Origin of the sequence: Thioclava atlantica (assembly GCF_000737065.1) — a bacterium.
GTDB classification, from domain to species: domain Bacteria; phylum Pseudomonadota; class Alphaproteobacteria; order Rhodobacterales; family Rhodobacteraceae; genus Thioclava; species Thioclava atlantica.
Genome location: NZ_AQRC01000019.1, coordinates 17,311 through 36,177 on the forward strand (window position 1 = coordinate 17,311; position 18,867 = coordinate 36,177).

15 protein-coding genes are annotated in these 18,867 nt (G+C 63.2%); all 15 read left to right on the plus strand.

What is annotated here, in order from left to right; all coding sequences use genetic code 11:
• Window positions 1-5: 5 nt before the first annotated feature.
• The 15 genes from secE (at window position 6) to fusA (ending at window position 18,744) form a co-directional block, all read left to right on the plus strand.
• Window positions 6-191, plus strand: coding sequence for a preprotein translocase subunit SecE (gene secE, locus DW2_RS17745; protein ID WP_038148658.1), 186 nt, complete (start codon window positions 6-8; stop codon window positions 189-191).
• Between the two features lie 233 nt (window positions 192-424).
• Window positions 425-964, plus strand: coding sequence for a transcription termination/antitermination protein NusG (nusG, locus tag DW2_RS17750; protein WP_038148629.1), 540 nt, complete (start codon window positions 425-427; stop codon window positions 962-964).
• 106 nt (window positions 965-1,070) lie between these two features.
• The gene (rplK, locus tag DW2_RS17755) at window positions 1,071-1,523 is read left to right on the plus strand and encodes a 50S ribosomal protein L11 (protein ID WP_038148632.1); all 453 of its coding nucleotides are present in this window, start codon (window positions 1,071-1,073) and stop codon (window positions 1,521-1,523) included.
• Between the two features lie 3 nt (window positions 1,524-1,526).
• Window positions 1,527-2,225 carry a 50S ribosomal protein L1 gene (gene rplA / locus DW2_RS17760; RefSeq protein ID WP_038148634.1) on the plus strand — a complete coding sequence of 233 codons (699 nt, stop codon included), beginning with the start codon at window positions 1,527-1,529 and terminating at the stop codon, window positions 2,223-2,225.
• 261 nt (window positions 2,226-2,486) lie between these two features.
• On the plus strand, window positions 2,487-2,999 hold the full coding sequence (gene rplJ / locus DW2_RS17765) for a 50S ribosomal protein L10 (protein ID WP_038148635.1): 513 nt from the start codon (window positions 2,487-2,489) through the stop codon (window positions 2,997-2,999).
• Between the two features lie 66 nt (window positions 3,000-3,065).
• Complete coding sequence (gene rplL / locus DW2_RS17770; protein ID WP_038148637.1) at window positions 3,066-3,440, plus strand: 50S ribosomal protein L7/L12; 375 nt, start codon at window positions 3,066-3,068, stop codon at window positions 3,438-3,440.
• A 246-nt stretch (window positions 3,441-3,686) separates the two neighbouring features.
• Complete coding sequence (gene rpoB, locus DW2_RS17775; RefSeq protein ID WP_038148639.1) at window positions 3,687-7,823, plus strand: DNA-directed RNA polymerase subunit beta; 4,137 nt, start codon at window positions 3,687-3,689, stop codon at window positions 7,821-7,823.
• A 50-nt stretch (window positions 7,824-7,873) separates the two neighbouring features.
• Window positions 7,874-12,103 carry a DNA-directed RNA polymerase subunit beta' gene (rpoC, locus tag DW2_RS17780; RefSeq protein WP_038148641.1) on the plus strand — a complete coding sequence of 1,410 codons (4,230 nt, stop codon included), beginning with the start codon at window positions 7,874-7,876 and terminating at the stop codon, window positions 12,101-12,103.
• Between the two features lie 224 nt (window positions 12,104-12,327).
• Window positions 12,328-13,059, plus strand: a complete 732-nt coding sequence (locus DW2_RS17785; RefSeq protein WP_038148643.1) for a glycosyltransferase family 2 protein — start codon at window positions 12,328-12,330, stop codon at window positions 13,057-13,059.
• Window positions 13,060-13,066: 7 nt separating this feature from the next.
• Window positions 13,067-13,372 (plus strand): lipid-A-disaccharide synthase N-terminal domain-containing protein, encoded by a 306-nt coding sequence (locus DW2_RS17790; RefSeq protein WP_156103032.1) that lies wholly within the window; start codon window positions 13,067-13,069, stop codon window positions 13,370-13,372.
• Entirely contained in the window at window positions 13,347-14,783 is a 1,437-nt protein-coding gene (locus DW2_RS17795; RefSeq protein WP_051856410.1) for an ArnT family glycosyltransferase, read from the plus strand. Before DW2_RS17790 ends, DW2_RS17795 begins: the two co-directional genes overlap by 26 nt.
• Window positions 14,773-15,501: a phosphatase PAP2 family protein gene (locus DW2_RS17800; RefSeq protein ID WP_162178904.1), complete on the plus strand. Its 729-nt coding sequence runs from the start codon at window positions 14,773-14,775 to the stop codon at window positions 15,499-15,501. Before DW2_RS17795 ends, DW2_RS17800 begins: the two co-directional genes overlap by 11 nt.
• A 246-nt stretch (window positions 15,502-15,747) precedes the next feature.
• Entirely contained in the window at window positions 15,748-16,119 is a 372-nt protein-coding gene (gene rpsL / locus DW2_RS17805; RefSeq protein WP_038148646.1) for a 30S ribosomal protein S12, read from the plus strand.
• Window positions 16,120-16,131: 12 nt separating this feature from the next.
• Entirely contained in the window at window positions 16,132-16,602 is a 471-nt protein-coding gene (gene rpsG, locus DW2_RS17810) for a 30S ribosomal protein S7 (protein ID WP_038148648.1), read from the plus strand.
• Window positions 16,603-16,620: 18 nt separating this feature from the next.
• The gene (gene fusA, locus DW2_RS17815; protein ID WP_038148650.1) at window positions 16,621-18,744 is read left to right on the plus strand and encodes an elongation factor G; all 2,124 of its coding nucleotides are present in this window, start codon (window positions 16,621-16,623) and stop codon (window positions 18,742-18,744) included.
• Window positions 18,745-18,867: the final 123 nt, after the last annotated feature.

The following is an 18,867-nucleotide window of genomic DNA, read 5'->3' on the forward strand; positions in this document are numbered from 1 at the left end:
CGAGCATGGCAAACCCCCTCCAGTTTCTCCAGCAGGTGCGCTCGGAAGCGGGCAAGGTGTCCTGGCCGAACCGGCGCGAGGTTCTGCTCACCACCGGCATGGTTCTCTTCATGGCGGCGCTGACGGCGATCTTCTTCTCGCTGGTGGACTGGATAATCCGTCTCGGCGTCACGCAGGTCATCGGCAGCTGAGCTCTGACACCTCCGCGGCTGTGTACAGACGCAGCGAGGAAGTGATCGCAAAACCGCGTAACGGTCTTGAATTCATTGGGCCGCAGCGGTAAAGGGGCGGGACTTTTCTGGGACCGGCGTGCATCGATTCGCATGGTGCGCGCTGTTTTTTGTTCCGGATCAGGCGGATAACTCCGCGTAAATACAGGAATTTTCGGCGCGATTGCGTTGATGGCAAGGGGCACAGGTTCGGCATGGCGAAGCGTTGGTATTCGGTTAGCGTCCTCTCGAATTTCGAGAAGAAGGTGGCCGAGCAGATCCGTCAGGCCGTGATCGATCAGGGTCTGGAGGACCAGATCGAGGAAGTGCTCGTGCCGACCGAGGAAGTGATCGAGGTGCGTCGCGGCAAGAAGGTGACCTCCGAGCGCCGCTTCATGCCGGGCTATGTGCTCGTGCGCATGGAGATGACCGACAAGGGGTATCACCTGATCAACTCGACGAACCGTGTCACCGGTTTCCTTGGTCCGCAGGGCAAGCCGATGCCGATGGCGGATGCGGAAGTGAACCGCATTCTGAGCCGCGTCGACGAGACCGGCGAGCAGGCGGCGCCGCGCAGCCTGATCACCTTCGAGGTGGGCGAGAACGTGAATGTGACCGACGGGCCCTTCGAGGGCTTCTCGGGAATGGTCGAGGAAGTGGACGAGGCGGCGAGCCGTCTCAAGGTCACCGTCTCGATCTTCGGCCGGCCGACGCCGGTCGAGCTGGAATACACCCAGGTGCAGAAAACCGCCTGAGTGTGAACCGTGGGAGGCGAGGGCCCCTTGCTTTGACAAGGTGTCCCGGACCGGACCACTAAACTTCGCATCCTCCGGGATGTGACAGTGATAAGGAGAGGGCCAGATGGCCAAGAAAGTAATCGGGCAGCTCAAGCTGCAAATTCCGGCAGGCGGCGCGAACCCGTCCCCGCCGGTCGGTCCGGCGCTCGGTCAGCGCGGGATCAACATCATGGAATTCTGCAAGGCGTTCAACGCCAAGACGCAGGAGATGGACAAGCAGGCGAAGATCCCGACGGTGATCACCTACTACGCCGACAAGTCCTTCACCTTCGAGATCAAGCAGCCGACCGCGAGCTTCTTCCTGAAGCAGGCGGCGGGCCTCAAGCCCGTCGGCAAGCGCAACCGTCCGAAGGGCTCCGAAGCGCCGGGCCGCGTCGTCGCCGGCACCATCACCGCTGCGCAGGTCCGCGAGATCGCCGAAGCGAAGATGAAAGACCTGAACGCCAACGACATCGAAGGCGCGATGAACATCATCCTCGGCTCCGCGAAGTCGATCGGCATCGAGGTGAAAGGCTAAGTCATGGCAAAGCTCGGTAAACGTACCAAAGCCGCCCGCGAAGCCTTCGCCGGCAAGGAAAACATCACCGTCGAGGACGCGGTCGCGCTGATCAAGGCCAACGCGCAGGCGAAATTCGACGAAACGCTCGAGATCGCGATGAATCTCGGCGTCGACCCGCGTCACGCAGACCAGATGGTCCGCGGCGTGGTCGCGCTGCCCAACGGCACCGGCAAGACCGTGCGCGTTGCGGTCTTCGCACGCGGCGCGAAAGCGGATGAAGCCAAGGAAGCCGGGGCCGATATCGTCGGCGCCGAGGACCTGATGGAAACCATCCAGGGCGGCAAGATCGAGTTCGATCGCTGCATCGCGACCCCGGACATGATGCCGCTCGTCGGCCGTCTGGGCAAAGTGCTCGGCCCGCGCAACCTGATGCCGAACCCGAAGGTCGGCACCGTGACGATGGACGTGAAAGCGGCTGTCGAAGCGGCGAAGGGCGGCGAAGTCCAGTTCAAGGTCGAGAAGGCCGGCGTCATTCACGGCGGTATCGGCAAGGTCTCCTTCACCGAGGAGCAGCTGGCCCAGAACGTGCGCGCCTTCGTCGAAGCGGTGACGAAAGCCAAGCCGGCGGGCGCGAAGGGCACCTACCTGAAAAAGGTGTCGCTGAGCTCGACGATGGGTCCGGGCGTTTCGCTCGATCTGACCTCGGCGACCGGCAACTAAGAGAATTCCGCCGGGGGCGACCTCGGCGGATGGCAGGGCGGCGGCCAGACGCTTCCGCCCTGACCTGTCCGAGACGGAGGGTGCCCGATCCCGCAAAGGTGACGGCTTAATTTCCTTCCTGAGATGGGGATCGAGACCAATTCCGGGTTTGGGCCAGCTGTGGCCGATCTCGGGCGATCTGGCCTCGGGCCCTTCGGACCCGACCCCGGGAAACCGGGACAATGAGAGCCGGGGGGAAACCCCCATACTTGGAGTGTAACTGTGGATAGAGCCCAAAAAGAGAAAGTGGTCGAGGAACTCGGCCAGATCTTCGCAAGCTCTGGCGTCGTGGTGGTTGCTCACTACGAAGGCATGACGGTTGCTGACATGCAGGATCTCCGCTCGCGCATGCGCGAAGCGGGTGGTTCGGTTCGCGTTGCCAAGAACAAGCTCGCCAAGATCGCCCTCGAAGGTCAGCCCTGCGAAAGCATCGCTGAATACCTGACGGGCATGACCGTGCTCTCCTATTCGGAGGACCCCGTCGCCGCGGCGAAGGTGGTCGTCAAGTACGCCAAGGATAACGAGAAACTCGAAATCCTCGGCGGTGCAATGGGAGACTCGGCCCTCGACGTCGCCGGTGTCAAAGCCGTCGCCGATATGCCGTCGCGCGAAGAGCTCATCGCTCAGATCGTTTCGGCCATCGGTGCGCCCGCTTCGAACATCGCCGGTGCCGTTGGCGCGCCTGCTTCGAACATCGCGAGCATCCTTTCCACCATCGAGGAAAAGGCTGCGTAAGCATTCGACTTGCCCCGTAGCGGCTTGAAGTCGCGACGTTGGAAACCCAAATCTAGGAACTGAAAAATGGCTGATCTGAAAAAACTCGCCGAAGAAATCGTGGGCCTGACCCTTCTGGAAGCCCAGGAACTGAAAACCATCCTGAAAGACGAGTACGGCATCGAGCCGGCCGCCGGTGGCGCCGTCATGATGGCTGGCCCGGCTGCTGGTGCTGCTGAAGCTGCTGAAGAGAAAGACGAATTCGACGTCGTTCTCGTGGAAGCTGGCGCCAACAAAATCAACGTCATCAAAGAAGTCCGCGGCATCACCGGCCTGGGCCTGAAAGAAGCCAAAGAGCTCGTGGAAGCTGGCGGCAAGGTCAAGGAAGGCGCTGCGAAAGCGGAAGCCGAAGAGATCAAGAAAAAACTCGAAGACGCCGGCGCGAAAGTCGAGCTCAAGTAATCGAGCCGGGTGCATCCGCATCCGATCTGAAATGAGGGCTGGGTCCGGAGTTTCCGGGCCCAGCCGAACCTGTCTCGGAGAGGGCTTCGGCCCGCGTGAAGCTCTCTCCAAGGCGGTGTTCGCGGTTCGGGAGCCTTCCGGTGGGACGGAAGGCAGGTATGGAACCGCCCCCCTTCATTCGCCTTGCGGCGCGCAATGGGCCCCGACATTGCGCCAGCCGCGAAGAGACGAAAGGTCACGCAGAGCATGGCTCAAGCTTACGTTGGTCAGAAACGCATCCGTCGTTACTACGGCAAAATCCGCGAAGTCCTCGAGATGCCGAACCTCATCGAGGTTCAGAAATCCTCCTACGATCTGTTCCTTCGCTCCGGCGAAGCGGCACAGCCCACCGATGGAGAGGGTCTCCAAGGTGTCTTCCAGTCGGTCTTCCCGATCAAGGACTTCAACGACAACGCCATTCTGGAGTTCGTGAAATACGAGCTCGAGAAGCCGAAATACGATGTCGAGGAGTGCCAGGCTCGCGACATGACCTACTCGGCGCCGCTGAAGGTCACCCTGCGCCTCATCGTGTTCGATGTGGACGAGGAAACCGGTGCGCGTTCGGTCAAGGACATCAAGGAACAGGACGTCTTCATGGGGGACATGCCCCTGATGACGAAGAACGGTACGTTCATCGTGAACGGGACCGAGCGTGTCATCGTGAGCCAGATGCACCGCTCGCCGGGCGTGTTCTTCGACCATGACCGCGGCAAGACGCACAGCTCGGGCAAGCTCCTGTTCGCCTGCCGCATCATTCCCTATCGCGGCTCCTGGCTCGATTTCGAATTCGACGCCAAGGATCTCGTCTTCGCGCGCATCGACCGCCGCCGCAAGCTGCCGGTGACGACGCTTCTCTATGCGCTCGGCCTCGATCAGGAAGGCATCATGGATGCCTACTACGAGACCGTGTCCTACAAGGCCGAGGGCAAGCGCGGCTGGGTGACCAAGTTCTTCCCCGAGCGCGTGCGCGGCACCCGTCCGACCTTCGACCTCGTCGATGCGGCGAGCGGCGAAGTGATCCTGCAGGCGGGCGAGAAGGCGACCCCGCGGATGGTGAAGAAGTGGCGCGACGAGGGCTCCGTGCCGGAACTGCTCGTGCCGTTCGATCACATCCTCGGCCGCTACTGCGCCAAGGACATCATCAACGAGGACACCGGCTTCATCTACATCGAGGCGGGCGACGAGCTCACCGCCGAATACGACAAGGATGGCGAGCTGGTCGGTGGGTCGATCAAGGTGCTGCTCGACAACGGGATCACCGAGATCCCGGTGCTCGACATCGACAACGTCAATGTCGGCCCCTACATCCGCAACACCATGGCCGCGGACAAGAACATGAACCGCGACACCGCGCTCATGGACATCTACCGCGTCATGCGCCCGGGCGAGCCGCCGACCGTCGAGGCCGCCTCGACGCTCTTCGACAGCCTGTTCTTCGATAGCGAGCGCTACGACCTGTCGGCCGTGGGCCGCGTGAAGATGAACATGCGTCTCAACCTCGATGCGCCCGACACCCAGCGTACGCTCCGCCGCGAAGACATCATCGCCTGCATCAAGGGCCTGGTGGAACTGCGCGACGGCAAGGGCGAGATCGACGATATCGACCACCTCGGCAACCGCCGGGTGCGCTCGGTCGGCGAACTGATGGAAAACCAGTATCGCGTCGGTCTGCTGCGCATGGAGCGCGCGATCAAGGAGCGCATGTCCTCGGTCGAGATCGACACGGTCATGCCTCAGGATCTGATCAACGCGAAACCGGCCGCGGCGGCGGTGCGTGAATTCTTCGGCTCCTCGCAGCTGTCGCAGTTCATGGACCAGACCAACCCGCTCTCGGAAGTCACCCACAAACGCCGTCTCTCGGCGCTTGGCCCGGGCGGTCTGACCCGGGAACGTGCGGGCTTCGAGGTTCGCGACGTTCACCCGACCCACTATGGCCGGATGTGTCCGATCGAAACGCCGGAAGGTCAGAACATCGGTCTGATCAACTCGCTGGCGACCTTCGCCCGCGTGAACAAGTACGGCTTCATCGAGACCCCGTATCGCAAGGTCGAGGACGGCAAGGTCTCCGACGAGGTCGTCTACATGTCGGCGACCGAGGAAATGCGTCACACCGTGGCGCAGGCGAACGCGACCCTCGACGAGAACGGCAAGTTCGTGAACGACCTCGTCTCGACCCGCCAGTCGGGCGAATACGCGCTCAACCCGCCGGAAATGGTGGACCTGATCGACGTGTCGCCGAAGCAGCTGGTTTCGGTCGGTGCGGCGCTCATTCCGTTCCTCGAGAACGACGACGCGAACCGCGCCCTGATGGGGGCGAACATGCAACGTCAGGCCGTGCCGCTGCTGCGCTCGGAAGCCCCCTATGTCGGCACCGGCATGGAAGCGACCGTGGCGCGTGACTCGGGTGCTGCGATCACGGCGAACCGCGGCGGCATCATCGACCAGGTCGATGCGCAGCGTATCGTTATCCGCGTGACCGAGGATCTCGAAGCCGGCGACGTCGGCGTGGACATCTACCGTCTGCGCAAGTTCAAGCGTTCGAACCAGTCCTCGACGATCAACCAGCGTCCGGTCGTGAAAGTGGGCGACCGGGTCGTGAAGGGGCAGGTCGTGGCTGACGGTCCGTCGACCGATCAGGGCGAACTGGCCATCGGCCGCAACGTGGTCGTCGCCTTCATGCCGTGGAACGGCTACAACTACGAAGACTCGATCCTGATCTCCGAGCGGATCCACCGCGACGACGTGTTCACCTCGATCCATATCGACGAATACGAAGTGGCGGCGCGCGATACCAAGCTCGGCCCGGAAGAGATCACCCGCGACATCCCGAATGTCGGCGAGGAAGCGCTGCGCAACCTCGACGAAGCGGGCATCGTCTATATCGGCGCCGAAGTGGGGCCGGGCGATATCCTCGTGGGCAAGATCACCCCGAAGGGCGAAAGCCCGATGACGCCGGAAGAGAAACTCCTCCGCGCCATCTTCGGTGAGAAGGCGTCGGACGTGCGTGACACTTCGCTGCGCCTGCCGCCGGGTGCCTATGGTACGATCGTGGAAGTCCGCGTCTTCAACCGTCACGGCGTCGACAAGGACGAGCGTGCACTGCAGATCGAGCGCGAGGAAGTCGAACGTCTGGCCCGTGACCGGGACGACGAGCTCGCGATCCTCGAGCGCAACATCTATGCGCGCCTCAAGTCGCTGATCCTCGGCAAGACCGCGGTGAAGGGGCCGAAAGGCGTCAAGGCCGGGTCGGAGATCACCGAAGAGCTTCTGGGCACCCTGTCCAAAGGCCAGTGGTGGCAGCTCGCGCTCGAGGGCGAGGGCGATGCCAAGGAAGTCGAGGCCCTCAACGACCAGTTCGAGGCGCAGAAGCGCGCTCTCGATCTGCGCTTCGAGGACAAGGTCGAGAAGGTCCGCCAGGGCGACGACCTGCCTCCGGGCGTGATGAAGATGGTCAAGGTCTTCGTGGCCGTGAAGCGCAAGCTTCAGGCAGGCGACAAGATGGCCGGTCGTCACGGGAACAAGGGCGTCGTGTCGAAAGTCGTTCCGATGGAAGACATGCCCTTCCTCGCCGACGGTACCCCGGTCGATCTCGTTCTGAACCCGCTGGGCGTGCCTTCGCGCATGAACGTCGGTCAGATCCTCGAGACCCATATGGGCTGGGCGTCGCGCGGTCTGGGCAACCAGATCGACGAGGCGATCCGTGCCTATCGTCGCAATGGCGACCTGACCCCGGTCAAGGAAGCGATGCGCATCGGTTACGGTGACGAGACCTTCGAGGAGGTCTTCACCGGTATGGAAGACGAGGCCTTCATCGAAAGCGCCGAAGCCGTCCGCACCGGTGTTCCGATCGCGACCCCGGTCTTCGACGGTGCGAAAGAGGCCGACATCAACGACGCGCTCAAGCGTGCCGGCTTCAACGAGTCGGGTCAGTCGATCGTCTTCGACGGCCGTACCGGCGAGCAGTTCGCGCGTCCGGTCACGGTGGGTGTGAAGTACTTCCTCAAGCTTCACCACCTCGTCGACGATAAGATGCACGCCCGTTCGACCGGTCCGTACTCGCTCGTCACCCAGCAGCCGCTGGGCGGTAAGGCGCAGTTCGGTGGTCAGCGTCTCGGGGAGATGGAAGTCTGGGCTCTGGAAGCCTACGGCGCCGCCTACACCCTGCAGGAGATGCTGACGGTGAAGTCGGACGACGTGGCCGGCCGGACGAAGGTCTACGAGTCGATCGTCAAGGGCGAGGACAACTTCGAAGCCGGCGTGCCGGAATCGTTCAACGTTCTCGTCAAAGAGGTCCGGGGCCTCGGCCTCAACATGGAACTCCTGGACGCGGAGGAAGAGGAGTGAGGGCTTCGGCCCTCCTCTGATCCCTTCCGCCCTCATTCAAGGATTTACAGATGAACCAGGAACTGACCCAAAACCCGTTCAACCCGCTCGCGCAGCCGAAGGCGTTCGACGAGATCAAGATCTCGCTGGCCTCGCCGGAGCGGATCCTGAGCTGGTCCTACGGGGAAATCAAAAAGCCCGAGACCATCAACTACCGCACGTTCAAGCCCGAGCGTGACGGTCTGTTCTGCGCGCGCATCTTCGGCCCGATCAAGGACTACGAATGCCTGTGCGGCAAGTACAAGCGCATGAAGTATCGCGGCGTCGTCTGCGAGAAATGCGGCGTCGAGGTCACCCTCCAGAAAGTGCGTCGCGAGCGCATGGGCCATATCGAACTGGCGTCGCCCGTCGCGCATATCTGGTTCCTCAAGTCGCTGCCCTCGCGCATCGGCCTGATGCTGGACATGACGCTGCGCGATCTCGAGCGCATCCTCTATTTCGAGAACTACGTGGTGATCGAGCCGGGTCTGACCGACCTGAGCTACGGCCAGCTGCTGACCGAAGAGGAATATCTCGACGCGCAGGACGCCTATGGCGCAGATGCCTTCACCGCCAATATCGGCGCTGAGGCGATCCGCGAGATGCTGGCTGCGATCGACCTCGAGGCGACCGCCGAGCAGCTCCGCGAAGAGCTGAAGGAAGCCACGGGCGAGCTGAAGCCGAAGAAGATCATCAAGCGCCTGAAGATCGTCGAGAGCTTCCTTGAATCGGGCAACCGCCCCGAATGGATGGTGCTGACCGTTCTTCCGGTGATCCCGCCGGAACTGCGTCCGCTCGTCCCGCTCGATGGTGGCCGTTTCGCGACCTCGGATCTCAACGACCTCTACCGTCGCGTGATCAACCGGAACAACCGTCTCAAGCGCCTGATCGAACTGCGTGCGCCCGATATCATCGTGCGCAACGAGAAGCGGATGCTTCAGGAATCGGTCGATGCGCTGTTCGACAACGGCCGTCGCGGCCGCGTCATCACGGGCACCAACAAGCGCCCGCTGAAGTCGCTCTCGGACATGCTCAAGGGTAAGCAGGGTCGCTTCCGTCAGAACCTTCTGGGTAAGCGCGTGGACTTCTCGGGCCGTTCGGTCATCGTGACCGGCCCGGAGCTCAAGCTGCACCAGTGCGGCCTGCCGAAGAAGATGGCGCTCGAGCTGTTCAAGCCCTTCATCTACTCGCGCCTCGAGGCCAAGGGCCTGTCGAGCACCGTGAAACAGGCGAAGAAGCTGGTCGAGAAAGAGCGTCCGGAAGTCTGGGATATCCTGGATGAAGTGATCCGCGAGCACCCGGTTCTGCTGAACCGTGCGCCGACGCTGCACCGTCTGGGCATCCAGGCCTTCGAGCCGATGCTGATCGAAGGCAAGGCGATCCAGCTGCACCCGCTCGTCTGCTCGGCTTTCAACGCCGACTTCGACGGTGACCAGATGGCCGTCCACGTGCCGCTCTCGCTGGAAGCCCAGCTGGAAGCGCGCGTGCTGATGATGTCGACCAACAACGTTCTGTCGCCCGCCAACGGCGCGCCGATCATCGTGCCGTCGCAGGATATGATCCTCGGTCTCTACTACGTGACCATGGAGCGTGCCGGCATGAAGGGCGAAGGCATGTCCTTCTCCTCGGTCGAGGAAGTGGAGCACGCGCTCAACTCGGGCGAGGTGAACCTGCACGCCAAGATCACCTGCCGCGTGAAGCAGATCGACGAAACCGGCAACGAGGTGTTCGAGCGTTTCGAAACCACCCCCGGCCGCGTGCGCCTCGGCGCGCTGCTGCCGCTGAACGCCAAGGCACCGTTCGAACTGGTGAACCGTCTGCTGCGGAAGAAAGACGTTCAGAACGTCATCGACACCGTCTACCGCTATTGCGGCCAGAAGGAGTCGGTCATCTTCTGTGACCAGATCATGGGCATGGGCTTCCGCGAGGCGTTCAAGGCCGGCATCTCGTTCGGCAAGGACGACATGGTGATCCCGGACTCCAAGTGGGAGATCGTCGAGGGCGTCCGCGACCTGGTCAAGGATTTCGAACAGCAATACATGGACGGCCTGATCACCCAGGGTGAGAAATACAACAAGGTCGTCGATGCTTGGTCGAAGTGCAACGACAAGGTCACCGACGCGATGATGAACACCATCTCGGCGCCGAAATACGACGAGGCCGGCGCCGAACAGGAGCCGAACTCGGTCTACATGATGGCCCACTCGGGCGCTCGTGGCTCGGTGACGCAGATGAAACAGCTCGGCGGGATGCGCGGCCTCATGGCCAAGCCGAACGGCGAGATCATCGAGACGCCGATCATCTCGAACTTCAAGGAAGGTCTGACCGTTCTTGAATACTTCAACTCGACCCACGGCGCCCGTAAGGGTCTGTCGGATACCGCTCTGAAGACGGCGAACTCGGGTTACCTGACCCGCCGTCTGGTGGACGTGGCCCAGGACTGCATCGTGCGTACGCATGATTGCGGCACCGATCACGCGATCACCGCCTCGGCCGCGGTCAATGACGGCGAAGTCGTCGCCCCGATCTCGGAGCGGATCCTGGGTCGTGTGGCTGCCGACGACGTCAACGTGCCTGGCACGGATGAGGTGATCGTCCGCAAGGGCGAGCTCATCGACGAGCGCAAGGCCGATGCAATCGAAGTGGCCGGCGTTCAGTCGGTCCGCATCCGCTCGGCGCTGACCTGCGAGGCCGAAGAGGGCGTCTGCGCGCTCTGCTACGGTCGCGACCTCGCGCGCGGTACGCTGGTGAACATCGGCGAAGCGGTGGGTATCATCGCCGCCCAGTCGATCGGTGAACCGGGCACGCAGCTGACCATGCGGACCTTCCACCTGGGTGGCGTTGCGCAGGGTAGCTCGCAGTCGTTCCTCGAGGCGAGCCAGGAAGGCAAGATCGAGTTCCGCAACCCGAACCTCATCATCAACGAGGCGGGCGACCAGATCGTCATGGGCCGGAACATGCAGATCGTGATCGTCGACGATCAGGGCGAAGAACTCGCCTCGCACAAGATCGGCTACGGCACCAAGGTCTTCGTCAAGGACGGCGAGTCGATCAAACGCGGCGACAAGCTGATCGAATGGGACCCCTACACCCTGCCGATCATCGCCGAGAAACCCGGTAAGGTCCGCTTCGTCGACCTCGTCTCGGGCATCTCGGTGCGCGAGGATACCGACGACGCGACCGGCATGACGCAGAAGATCGTGTCCGACTGGCGCGCCGCGCCCAAGGGCAACGACCTGAAGCCGGAGATCCTCGTTCTCGGCGAAGATGGCGAACCGGTCCGCAACGAGGCGGGCAACCCGGTGACCTATCCGATGTCGGTGGACGCGATTCTCTCGGTCGAGGACGGTCAGGACGTGAAGGCGGGCGACGTCGTCGCGCGTATTCCGCGCGAAGGCGCGAAGACGAAGGACATCACCGGCGGTCTGCCGCGTGTGGCCGAACTCTTCGAGGCACGCCGTCCGAAGGATCACGCGATCATCGCCGAACTCGATGGCTATGTGCGCTTCGGCAAGGACTACAAGAACAAGCGTCGCATCTCGATCGAGCCGCGCGACGAAGGTCTGGAGCCGGCAGAATACATGGTGCCGAAAGGCAAGCACATCCCGGTGCAGGAAGGCGACTTCGTGCAGAAGGGTGACTACATCATGGACGGCAACCCGGCGCCGCATGACATCCTGCGCATCATGGGGATCGAGGCTCTGGCCGACTACCTCATCAACGAGGTGCAGGACGTCTATCGACTGCAGGGCGTGAAGATCAACGACAAGCATATCGAAGTGATCGTTCGCCAGATGCTGCAGAAGATCGAGATCCTCGATTCGGGCGACACCACGCTCCTCAAGGGCGAGCATGTCGACAAGGTCGAGTTCGACGAAGAGAACGAGAAGGCTGCGAAGAAGGGCGGTCGCCCGGCCTCCGGCGAGCCCGTCCTGCTGGGCATCACCAAGGCCTCGCTGCAGACCCGGTCGTTCATCTCGGCGGCCTCCTTCCAGGAGACGACGCGTGTTCTCACCGAGGCTTCGGTGCAGGGCAAGCGCGACAAGCTCGTGGGCCTCAAGGAGAACGTCATCGTCGGCCGTCTGATCCCGGCGGGCACCGGTGGCGCGACCACCCGCGTGCGCAAGATCGCGGCGGATCGCGACCACAAGGTGATCGCTCAGCGTCAGGCCGAGGCGGAAGCCGCCGCGGCGCTCGCCGCTCCGGTCGAGGCCGAAGAGGCCGATTTCGGCCCGGTGGAAACGCCGGAAAGCCGCGACTGATCGCGCAGCGACCTGCGCTTTGAAAAACGCCCCGCGCGAGCGATCGCGCGGGGCTTCGCATTCCGCATCCGTTCGCGGCGCCTCACCCGGCATCCGTGACCGGAAAACATCGTCGGCGGCATGTTTCTTCACTTCTCCGGGCCGTCCCGGATGGATCGTTTACAACAAAAGCCGGCGCGGATAAGAGACCCTTGCCCCGCGCCCAGCCAAGAGTCCGGCCCCCCATGCCCGAGATTTCGATCGTCATTCCCGCCAAGAACGAAGCGCCCAACATCGCATCGCTGCTCGATGAGATCGATGCCGCCTGCGCGCCGGTCTGCGATTACGAGGTGATCGTGGTCGATGACGGCTCCGATGACGGGATGGGCGATATCGTGCGCGCGCGCATGGCCACGCATCCGCAACTGCGTCTGTTGCGCCACCCGCGCTCCGGTGGGCAGAGCGCCGGGGTGCATTCCGGGGTGCTCGCCGCGCGGGGGACGATCATCTGCACGCTCGACGGAGACGGACAGAACCCGCCCTCCGAGCTTCCGGCCCTGATGGCGCCGCTGCGCGCGCCCGGTTCGGACGCGATCGGGCTCGTCGCGGGGCAGCGGGTGGGCCGACAGGACACCCTGTCGAAGAAACTCGCCTCGAAATTCGCCAACAAGATCCGCAGCGCGATGCTGAAGGACGGCACCCGCGATACCGGCTGCGGGCTCAAGGCATTCCGCCGCGAGGCCTTCCTCGCGCTTCCCTATTTCGATCACATGCACCGCTACCTGCCCGCGCTGTTTTCGCGCGACGGGTGGCAGATCGCCCATGTCGATGTCTCGCATCGGGCCCGCGGCGGTGGACGGTCGAACTATTCCAACCTTCAACGCGGCCTCGTCGGGATCGTCGATCTGATGGGTGTCGCCTGGCTCCTGCGCCGCCGCAAGAAGGCGCGCGCCGCGGAAGTCGTGCGCGAGGAGTGACGCCGATATGCATTGGCTTATGAAGATGCTCGATGTGAACAGCACCGCAGAGCTCTGGTGGGTGGTCTTCGGGCTGGCTGCGCAGCTGATGTTCACCGCACGCTTCATCGTGCAGTGGATCGCTTCCGAGCGGCAGCGCGACTCCGTCGTTCCGATCGCGTTTTGGTATTTCTCGCTCGCGGGTGGGCTGATGCTGTTCAGCTATGCGGTCTATCGCCATGACCCGGTGTTCATTCTCGGGCAATCCCTGGGCGTGTTCATCTACTCGCGCAACCTGTGGCTGATCTATGCCAAGCGCCGTCGCGAAGCCTGATCCGCGGGCCTGGTTCGGGCCCGCGCTCGCCTTCGTCGCAGCCGTCACGGCCATGCGGCTCGTTGCGCTGGCCTTCAACCACACCGATCTCTTCGTCGACGAGGCGCAATACTGGCTCTGGGGCCAGCATCTCGATTTCGGCTATTACTCGAAGCCGCCGCTGATCGGCTGGCTGCTGCGCGCGGTGACCGATCTCGCGGGGTCCGACGCGCCGTTCTGGGTGCGGATGCCGGGGGCGGTGCTGCACGGGGCCACGGCGCTGATCCTCGGGGCGCTCGGCGCGCGCATCGGGGGACGGAGCGTGGCGATCTGGGCGGCGGTCATCTATGTCACGCTGCCCTTCGCGGCGCTCGGCTCGGTGCTGATCTCGACCGATACGGTGATGGCGCCGTTCTACGCGGCAGCGCTTCTGTTCCTGCACCGTGCGGCCGAGACCCGCTCGATGCGCGATGCGGCACTGGCGGGGCTTTGCGCCGGGCTGGCCTTCATGTCGAAATATGCCGGGCTCTACCTGATCCCGGGTTTCGCGCTGGCGGCCCTCGCGACCCGGGACTGGCGCGTGGGCTGGCGCAATCTCGTGGTCATCGCGATCGCCTTCGCCACCGCGATCGCGCCGAATGTCATCTGGAACATGACCCATGACCTGACCACGGTCGAACACACGATGGACAATGTCGGCTGGGTCCGGACCGGACCCGCGCTGAACTTCGGCTCGATGGCGAGCTTCTTCGCGAGCCAGTTCGCGGTCTTCGGGCCGGTGGCGATGGCGGCGCTGCTGATCGGCTATACGCAATGGCGGCGGTCCGACCGGCGCGGCCTCGCGCTGCTTTCGGTGCCTCCGCTGATCGCGGTGATGATCGAGGCGCTGCTCGACCGCACCTATGCCAACTGGGCGATCGCGGCCTATTTCCCGGGTACCGTGCTCGCGGTGATGGTGATGACGCGCCCCTGGCGCTGGCTCGCCCTGGCGAGCAATGCCGTCATCGCGGTGGCCATCCCGGCGCTGACGGTGCTCGCGCCCTGGCCGAGTTCGGGCGGCGCGCCGCTTCTCAAGCGCTGGCTCGGGCAAAGCGATCTGAGCCGGCAGATCATCGCGATCGCCAAATCCGAAGGGGTGCCGGTCTATGCCGACAACCGCGCGGTCCTCGCGGATCTCTACTATACCGGTCGCGATAGCGGGATCGTGTTCTATGCCTCCCCTCCCGATGACCGGCCGATGAACTATTACGAGCAGATGTGGCCGCTGCCGGCGGAGTTCCGCGGGAAGATCCTCGTGATTTCCGACGAGGCTCCGGATTGCGGGGCAGGGCCGGTCGCGCCGGTCAAGCCGCTGAAACTGACTGGAACCTGGGCGGGCAAGGCGTTGGCCGCTTATGTCGTGGAGGCGAAGTGTGTCCGGGATGAAGATTGACATGGTGCGCACCGGCTGGGCGCTGCTCGCGGCATGGCTCCTCGGTTTCGCGCTCTTTCGCACCTTTCCGGGGATCGACCTCGGGGTGACCGCGCTCTTCTACAAGCCGGGCAACGGATTTCCCGAAATCTCGAACGCGCTGTGGGAATTCCTGCGCCAGCGGATCTGGGACGTCTCGATCGTGCTCTTCCTCGTGGCGCTGGTCGCCTGGCCGGTTGCGGCGTTTCGCAAGCGCAAGACGCTCGGGCTTCCGGCGCGGGTCTGGGCCTTCGTGAGCCTCCTTTATCTGGTGGCGCCGATCCTCATCGTGAACGGTGTCCTGAAGGCCAATTCGGGTCGTGCGCGCCCGGCCAATGTCGATCTTTTCGGCGGCAGCCACCAGTTCACCTTGGCGGGCACCTTCACCGATCAATGCACGCGCAACTGCTCCTTCGTCTCGGGCGAGGTCGCGGCCGCGGTGGCGCTTGCGGTGGTGATCTGGCTCGCCGTCGAGATCTGGCGCCGGGCGCTGCCGCTCTGGGGCGTTCGCTACATCCGCGCGGTCGGTGTCCTCCTTGCGCTCTTCATCATTCTCCAGCGGGTGGGGACGGGGCGGCACTTTCTCTCCGACGCCTATTTCGCCGGGCTCGTCACCCTGACCACCGCCTGGCTCCTCTGGGGGGTGATCTTCGCGGGCTGGGGCGCGGCGCTCGGGCGCAGGCTTCGGCGCGAGAGTTGACAACATATCCGACTCCCCCTATACGCCGCGCTACCTGACGGGCTCAGTGTGTCCTGAAGGTTGCCGATTTCTAGTGGTCACGATCCGGGCTTTCGCCCCGATCCTCTGGAATTCAACGCATTCGCCGCGGCCCCCGGGCCGGGGTGGGATGCGATTTGGCGTTTTCGCGAATGGGCGCGGAAACGTGTCGAGAAGCGGCGCATCCGGTCACGGGTGCGAGTATTGACAAGCAAACGGGGAACCGGAATGCCGACGATCCAACAGCTGATCCGCAAACCGCGGCAGCCCAAGGTGCAGCGCTCGAAGTCGCAGCACCTTCAGCAGTGCCCGCAAAAGCGTGGCGTCTGCACGCGTGTGTACACCACCACGCCGAAGAAACCGAACTCCGCTATGCGTAAGGTCGCCAAGGTGCGCCTGACGAATGGCTACGAGGTCATCTCCTACATCCCGGGCGAGAAGCACAACCTGCAAGAGCACTCGGTTGTTCTCATCCGCGGCGGTCGTGTGAAAGACCTTCCGGGTGTCCGTTACCACATCCTGCGCGGTGTGCTGGATACCCAAGGCGTCAAAGACCGTCGTCAACGCCGTTCGAAATACGGCGCGAAGCGTCCGAAGTAAGGAGATCTCCAGATGTCTCGTCGTCACGCAGCTGAGAAGCGCGAAGTTCTGCCCGACGCCAAGTATGGCGATCGCGTGCTGACCAAATTCATGAACAACCTGATGATCGACGGCAAGAAATCCGCCGCCGAGAAAATCGTCTACAACGCGCTTGGTCGCGTCGAAGGCAAGCTCAAGCGCGAGCCCATCGAGGTGTTCCACGAAGCCCTCGACAACGTGAAGCCTTCGGTCGAAGTGCGTTCGCGCCGCGTCGGTGGTGCCACCTACCAGGTTCCGGTCGAGGTTCGCCCGATCCGTCGCGAAGCCCTGGCCATCCGCTGGCTGATCGCGGCCGCGAAAGCCCGCAACGAGAACACCATGGAAGAGCGCCTCGCCGGCGAGCTTCTCGATGCGGTGAACTCGCGTGGTTCGGCCGTGAAGAAGCGCGAAGACACCCACAAGATGGCCGACGCGAACAAAGCGTTCAGCCACTACCGCTGGTAATAACGGAAGGACGCCATTATGGCTCGCGATTATCCCCTCGAGCGTTACCGCAACTTCGGGATCATGGCCCACATCGATGCGGGCAAGACCACGACGACGGAGCGTATCCTCTACTACACCGGCAAGTCCCACAAGATCGGTGAGGTGCACGATGGTGCGGCCACCATGGACTGGATGGAGCAAGAGGCCGAGCGCGGCATCACCATCACCTCGGCGGCGACCACGACTTTCTGGCAATGGCAGGAAGATCCGACCGCCGAAGGCACCGATGATACCAAGTTCCGCATGAACATCATCGACACCCCCGGCCACGTCGACTTCACCATCGAGGTGGAGCGTTCGCTGGCCGTGCTCGACGGCGCGGTCGCGCTGCTCGACGGCAACGCCGGTGTCGAGCCGCAGACCGAGACCGTGTGGCGTCAGGCTGACCGCTACAAGGTTCCGCGCCTCGTCTTCGTCAACAAGATGGACAAGATCGGCGCGGACTACTTCAACTGCGTGCAGATGATCAAGGATCGCACCGGCGCGACCCCGGTTCCGGTCAACTTCCCGATCGGCGCCGAGGATGCTCTCGAAGGCATCGTCGATCTCGTGACCATGGAAGAGTGGGTCTGGACCGGCGAAGATCTCGGCGCAGGCTGGGTTCGTCAGCCGATCCGTGACGATCTCAAGGCCACCGCCGACGAATGGCGCGCCAAGCTGATCGAGAACGCCGTCGAACAGGACGACGAGGCCATGATGGCCTATCTCGAAGGCGAAGAGCCCGACGTGCCCACCCTGCGCAAGCTGATCCGCAAGGGTACGCTGTCGCTCTCGTTCGTTCCGGTGCTGGGTGGTTCGGCCTTCAAGAACAAGGGTGTCCAGCCGCTGCTGAACGCCGTTGTCGACTTCCTGCCGTCGCCGCTCGACGTCCCGGCCTACATGGGCTTCTCGCCCGATGACGAGACCGAGACCCGCAACATCGAGCGGAACGCGTCGGACGAAGAGCCGCTTTCGGGCCTCGCGTTCAAGATCATGAACGACCCCTTCGTGGGTTCGCTGACCTTCACCCGGATCTACTCGGGCACCCTCAAGAAGGGCGACTCGATCATGAACTCGACGAAGGGCAAGCGCGAGCGTATCGGGCGCATGATGATGATGCACTCGAACAACCGCACCGAGATCGAAGAGGCGTTTGCGGGCGACATCATCGCGCTGGCCGGTCTGAAAGAGACCACCACCGGTGACACGCTTTGCGACACCAACAAGCAGGTCGTGCTCGAAACCATGACCTTCCCCGATCCGGTGATCGAGATCGCCGTCGAGCCGAAGTCGAAGGCCGACCAGGAGAAGATGGGCCTCGCCCTTCAGCGCCTGGCTGCCGAAGACCCGTCCTTCCGCGTCGAGACCGACATCGAGTCGGGCCAGACCATCATGAAGGGCATGGGCGAACTTCACCTCGACATTCTCGTCGACCGCATGAAGCGCGAATTCAAGGTCGAGGCGAATATCGGTGCGCCGCAGGTGGCCTATCGCGAAACCATCTCGATGCCGGCCGAAATCGACTACACGCACAAGAAACAGACCGGTGGTACCGGCCAGTTCGCGCGCGTGAAGCTCGAGATCTCGCCGACCGAGCCGGGCGAGGGTTACTCGTTCGAATCGAAGATCGTGGGTGGTGCGGTTCCGAAGGAATACATCCCGGGCGTCGAGAAGGGCATCAAGTCCGTCATGGACAGCGGTCCGCTCGCCGGCTTCCCGGTGATCGACTTCAAGGTGGCGCTCGTTGACGGTGCCTTCCACGATGTCGACTCCTCGGTTCTGGCGTTCGAAATCGCGACCCGTGCGGCGATGCGCGAAGGCCTCCGCAAGGCCGGCGCGAAGCTGCTCGAGCCGATGATGAAGGTCGAAGTGGTGACTCCGGAGGAGTATACCGGTTCGATCATCGGCGACCTGACCTCGCGTCGGGGCCAGGTGCAGGGCCAAGAGACCCGCGGCAACGCGATCGTCATCAACGCCTTCGTGCCGCTCGCCAACATGTTCGGCTACATCAACAACCTGCGTTCGATGTCCTCGGGCCGGGCGGTCTTCACGATGCTCTTCGACCATTACGAAGCCGTGCCGCAGAACATCTCGGACGAGATCCAGAAGAAATACGCGTAAGAACTGTGCGCCGGGGAAACCCGGCGCCTTTCGCGCGATACGAAATGACAGGAGGCCATCATGGCAAAGGAAAAGTTTGAACGTAACAAACCGCACGTCAACATCGGCACGATCGGCCACGTT

Bases quoted from the DNA above. Each gene is read 5' to 3' on its own strand.
- nusG (WP_038148629.1), top strand. From the start codon at position 425: ATGGCGAAGCGTTGGTATTCGGTTAGCGTCCTCTCGAATTTCGAGAAG.
- rplL (WP_038148637.1), top strand. From the start codon at position 3,066: ATGGCTGATCTGAAAAAACTCGCCGAAGAAATCGTGGGCCTGACCCTT.
- secE (WP_038148658.1), top strand. From the start codon at position 6: ATGGCAAACCCCCTCCAGTTTCTCCAGCAGGTGCGCTCGGAAGCGGGC.
- rpoB (WP_038148639.1), top strand. From the start codon at position 3,687: ATGGCTCAAGCTTACGTTGGTCAGAAACGCATCCGTCGTTACTACGGC.
- rplK (WP_038148632.1), top strand. From the start codon at position 1,071: ATGGCCAAGAAAGTAATCGGGCAGCTCAAGCTGCAAATTCCGGCAGGC.
- rplA (WP_038148634.1), top strand. From the start codon at position 1,527: ATGGCAAAGCTCGGTAAACGTACCAAAGCCGCCCGCGAAGCCTTCGCC.
- rpsG (WP_038148648.1), top strand. From the start codon at position 16,132: ATGTCTCGTCGTCACGCAGCTGAGAAGCGCGAAGTTCTGCCCGACGCC.
- DW2_RS17790 (WP_156103032.1), top strand. From the start codon at position 13,067: ATGCATTGGCTTATGAAGATGCTCGATGTGAACAGCACCGCAGAGCTC.
- DW2_RS17795 (WP_051856410.1), top strand. From the start codon at position 13,347: ATGCCAAGCGCCGTCGCGAAGCCTGATCCGCGGGCCTGGTTCGGGCCC.
- rpoC (WP_038148641.1), top strand. From the start codon at position 7,874: ATGAACCAGGAACTGACCCAAAACCCGTTCAACCCGCTCGCGCAGCCG.
- fusA (WP_038148650.1), top strand. From the start codon at position 16,621: ATGGCTCGCGATTATCCCCTCGAGCGTTACCGCAACTTCGGGATCATG.
- rpsL (WP_038148646.1), top strand. From the start codon at position 15,748: ATGCCGACGATCCAACAGCTGATCCGCAAACCGCGGCAGCCCAAGGTG.
- DW2_RS17785 (WP_038148643.1), top strand. From the start codon at position 12,328: ATGCCCGAGATTTCGATCGTCATTCCCGCCAAGAACGAAGCGCCCAAC.
- DW2_RS17800 (WP_162178904.1), top strand. From the start codon at position 14,773: ATGAAGATTGACATGGTGCGCACCGGCTGGGCGCTGCTCGCGGCATGG.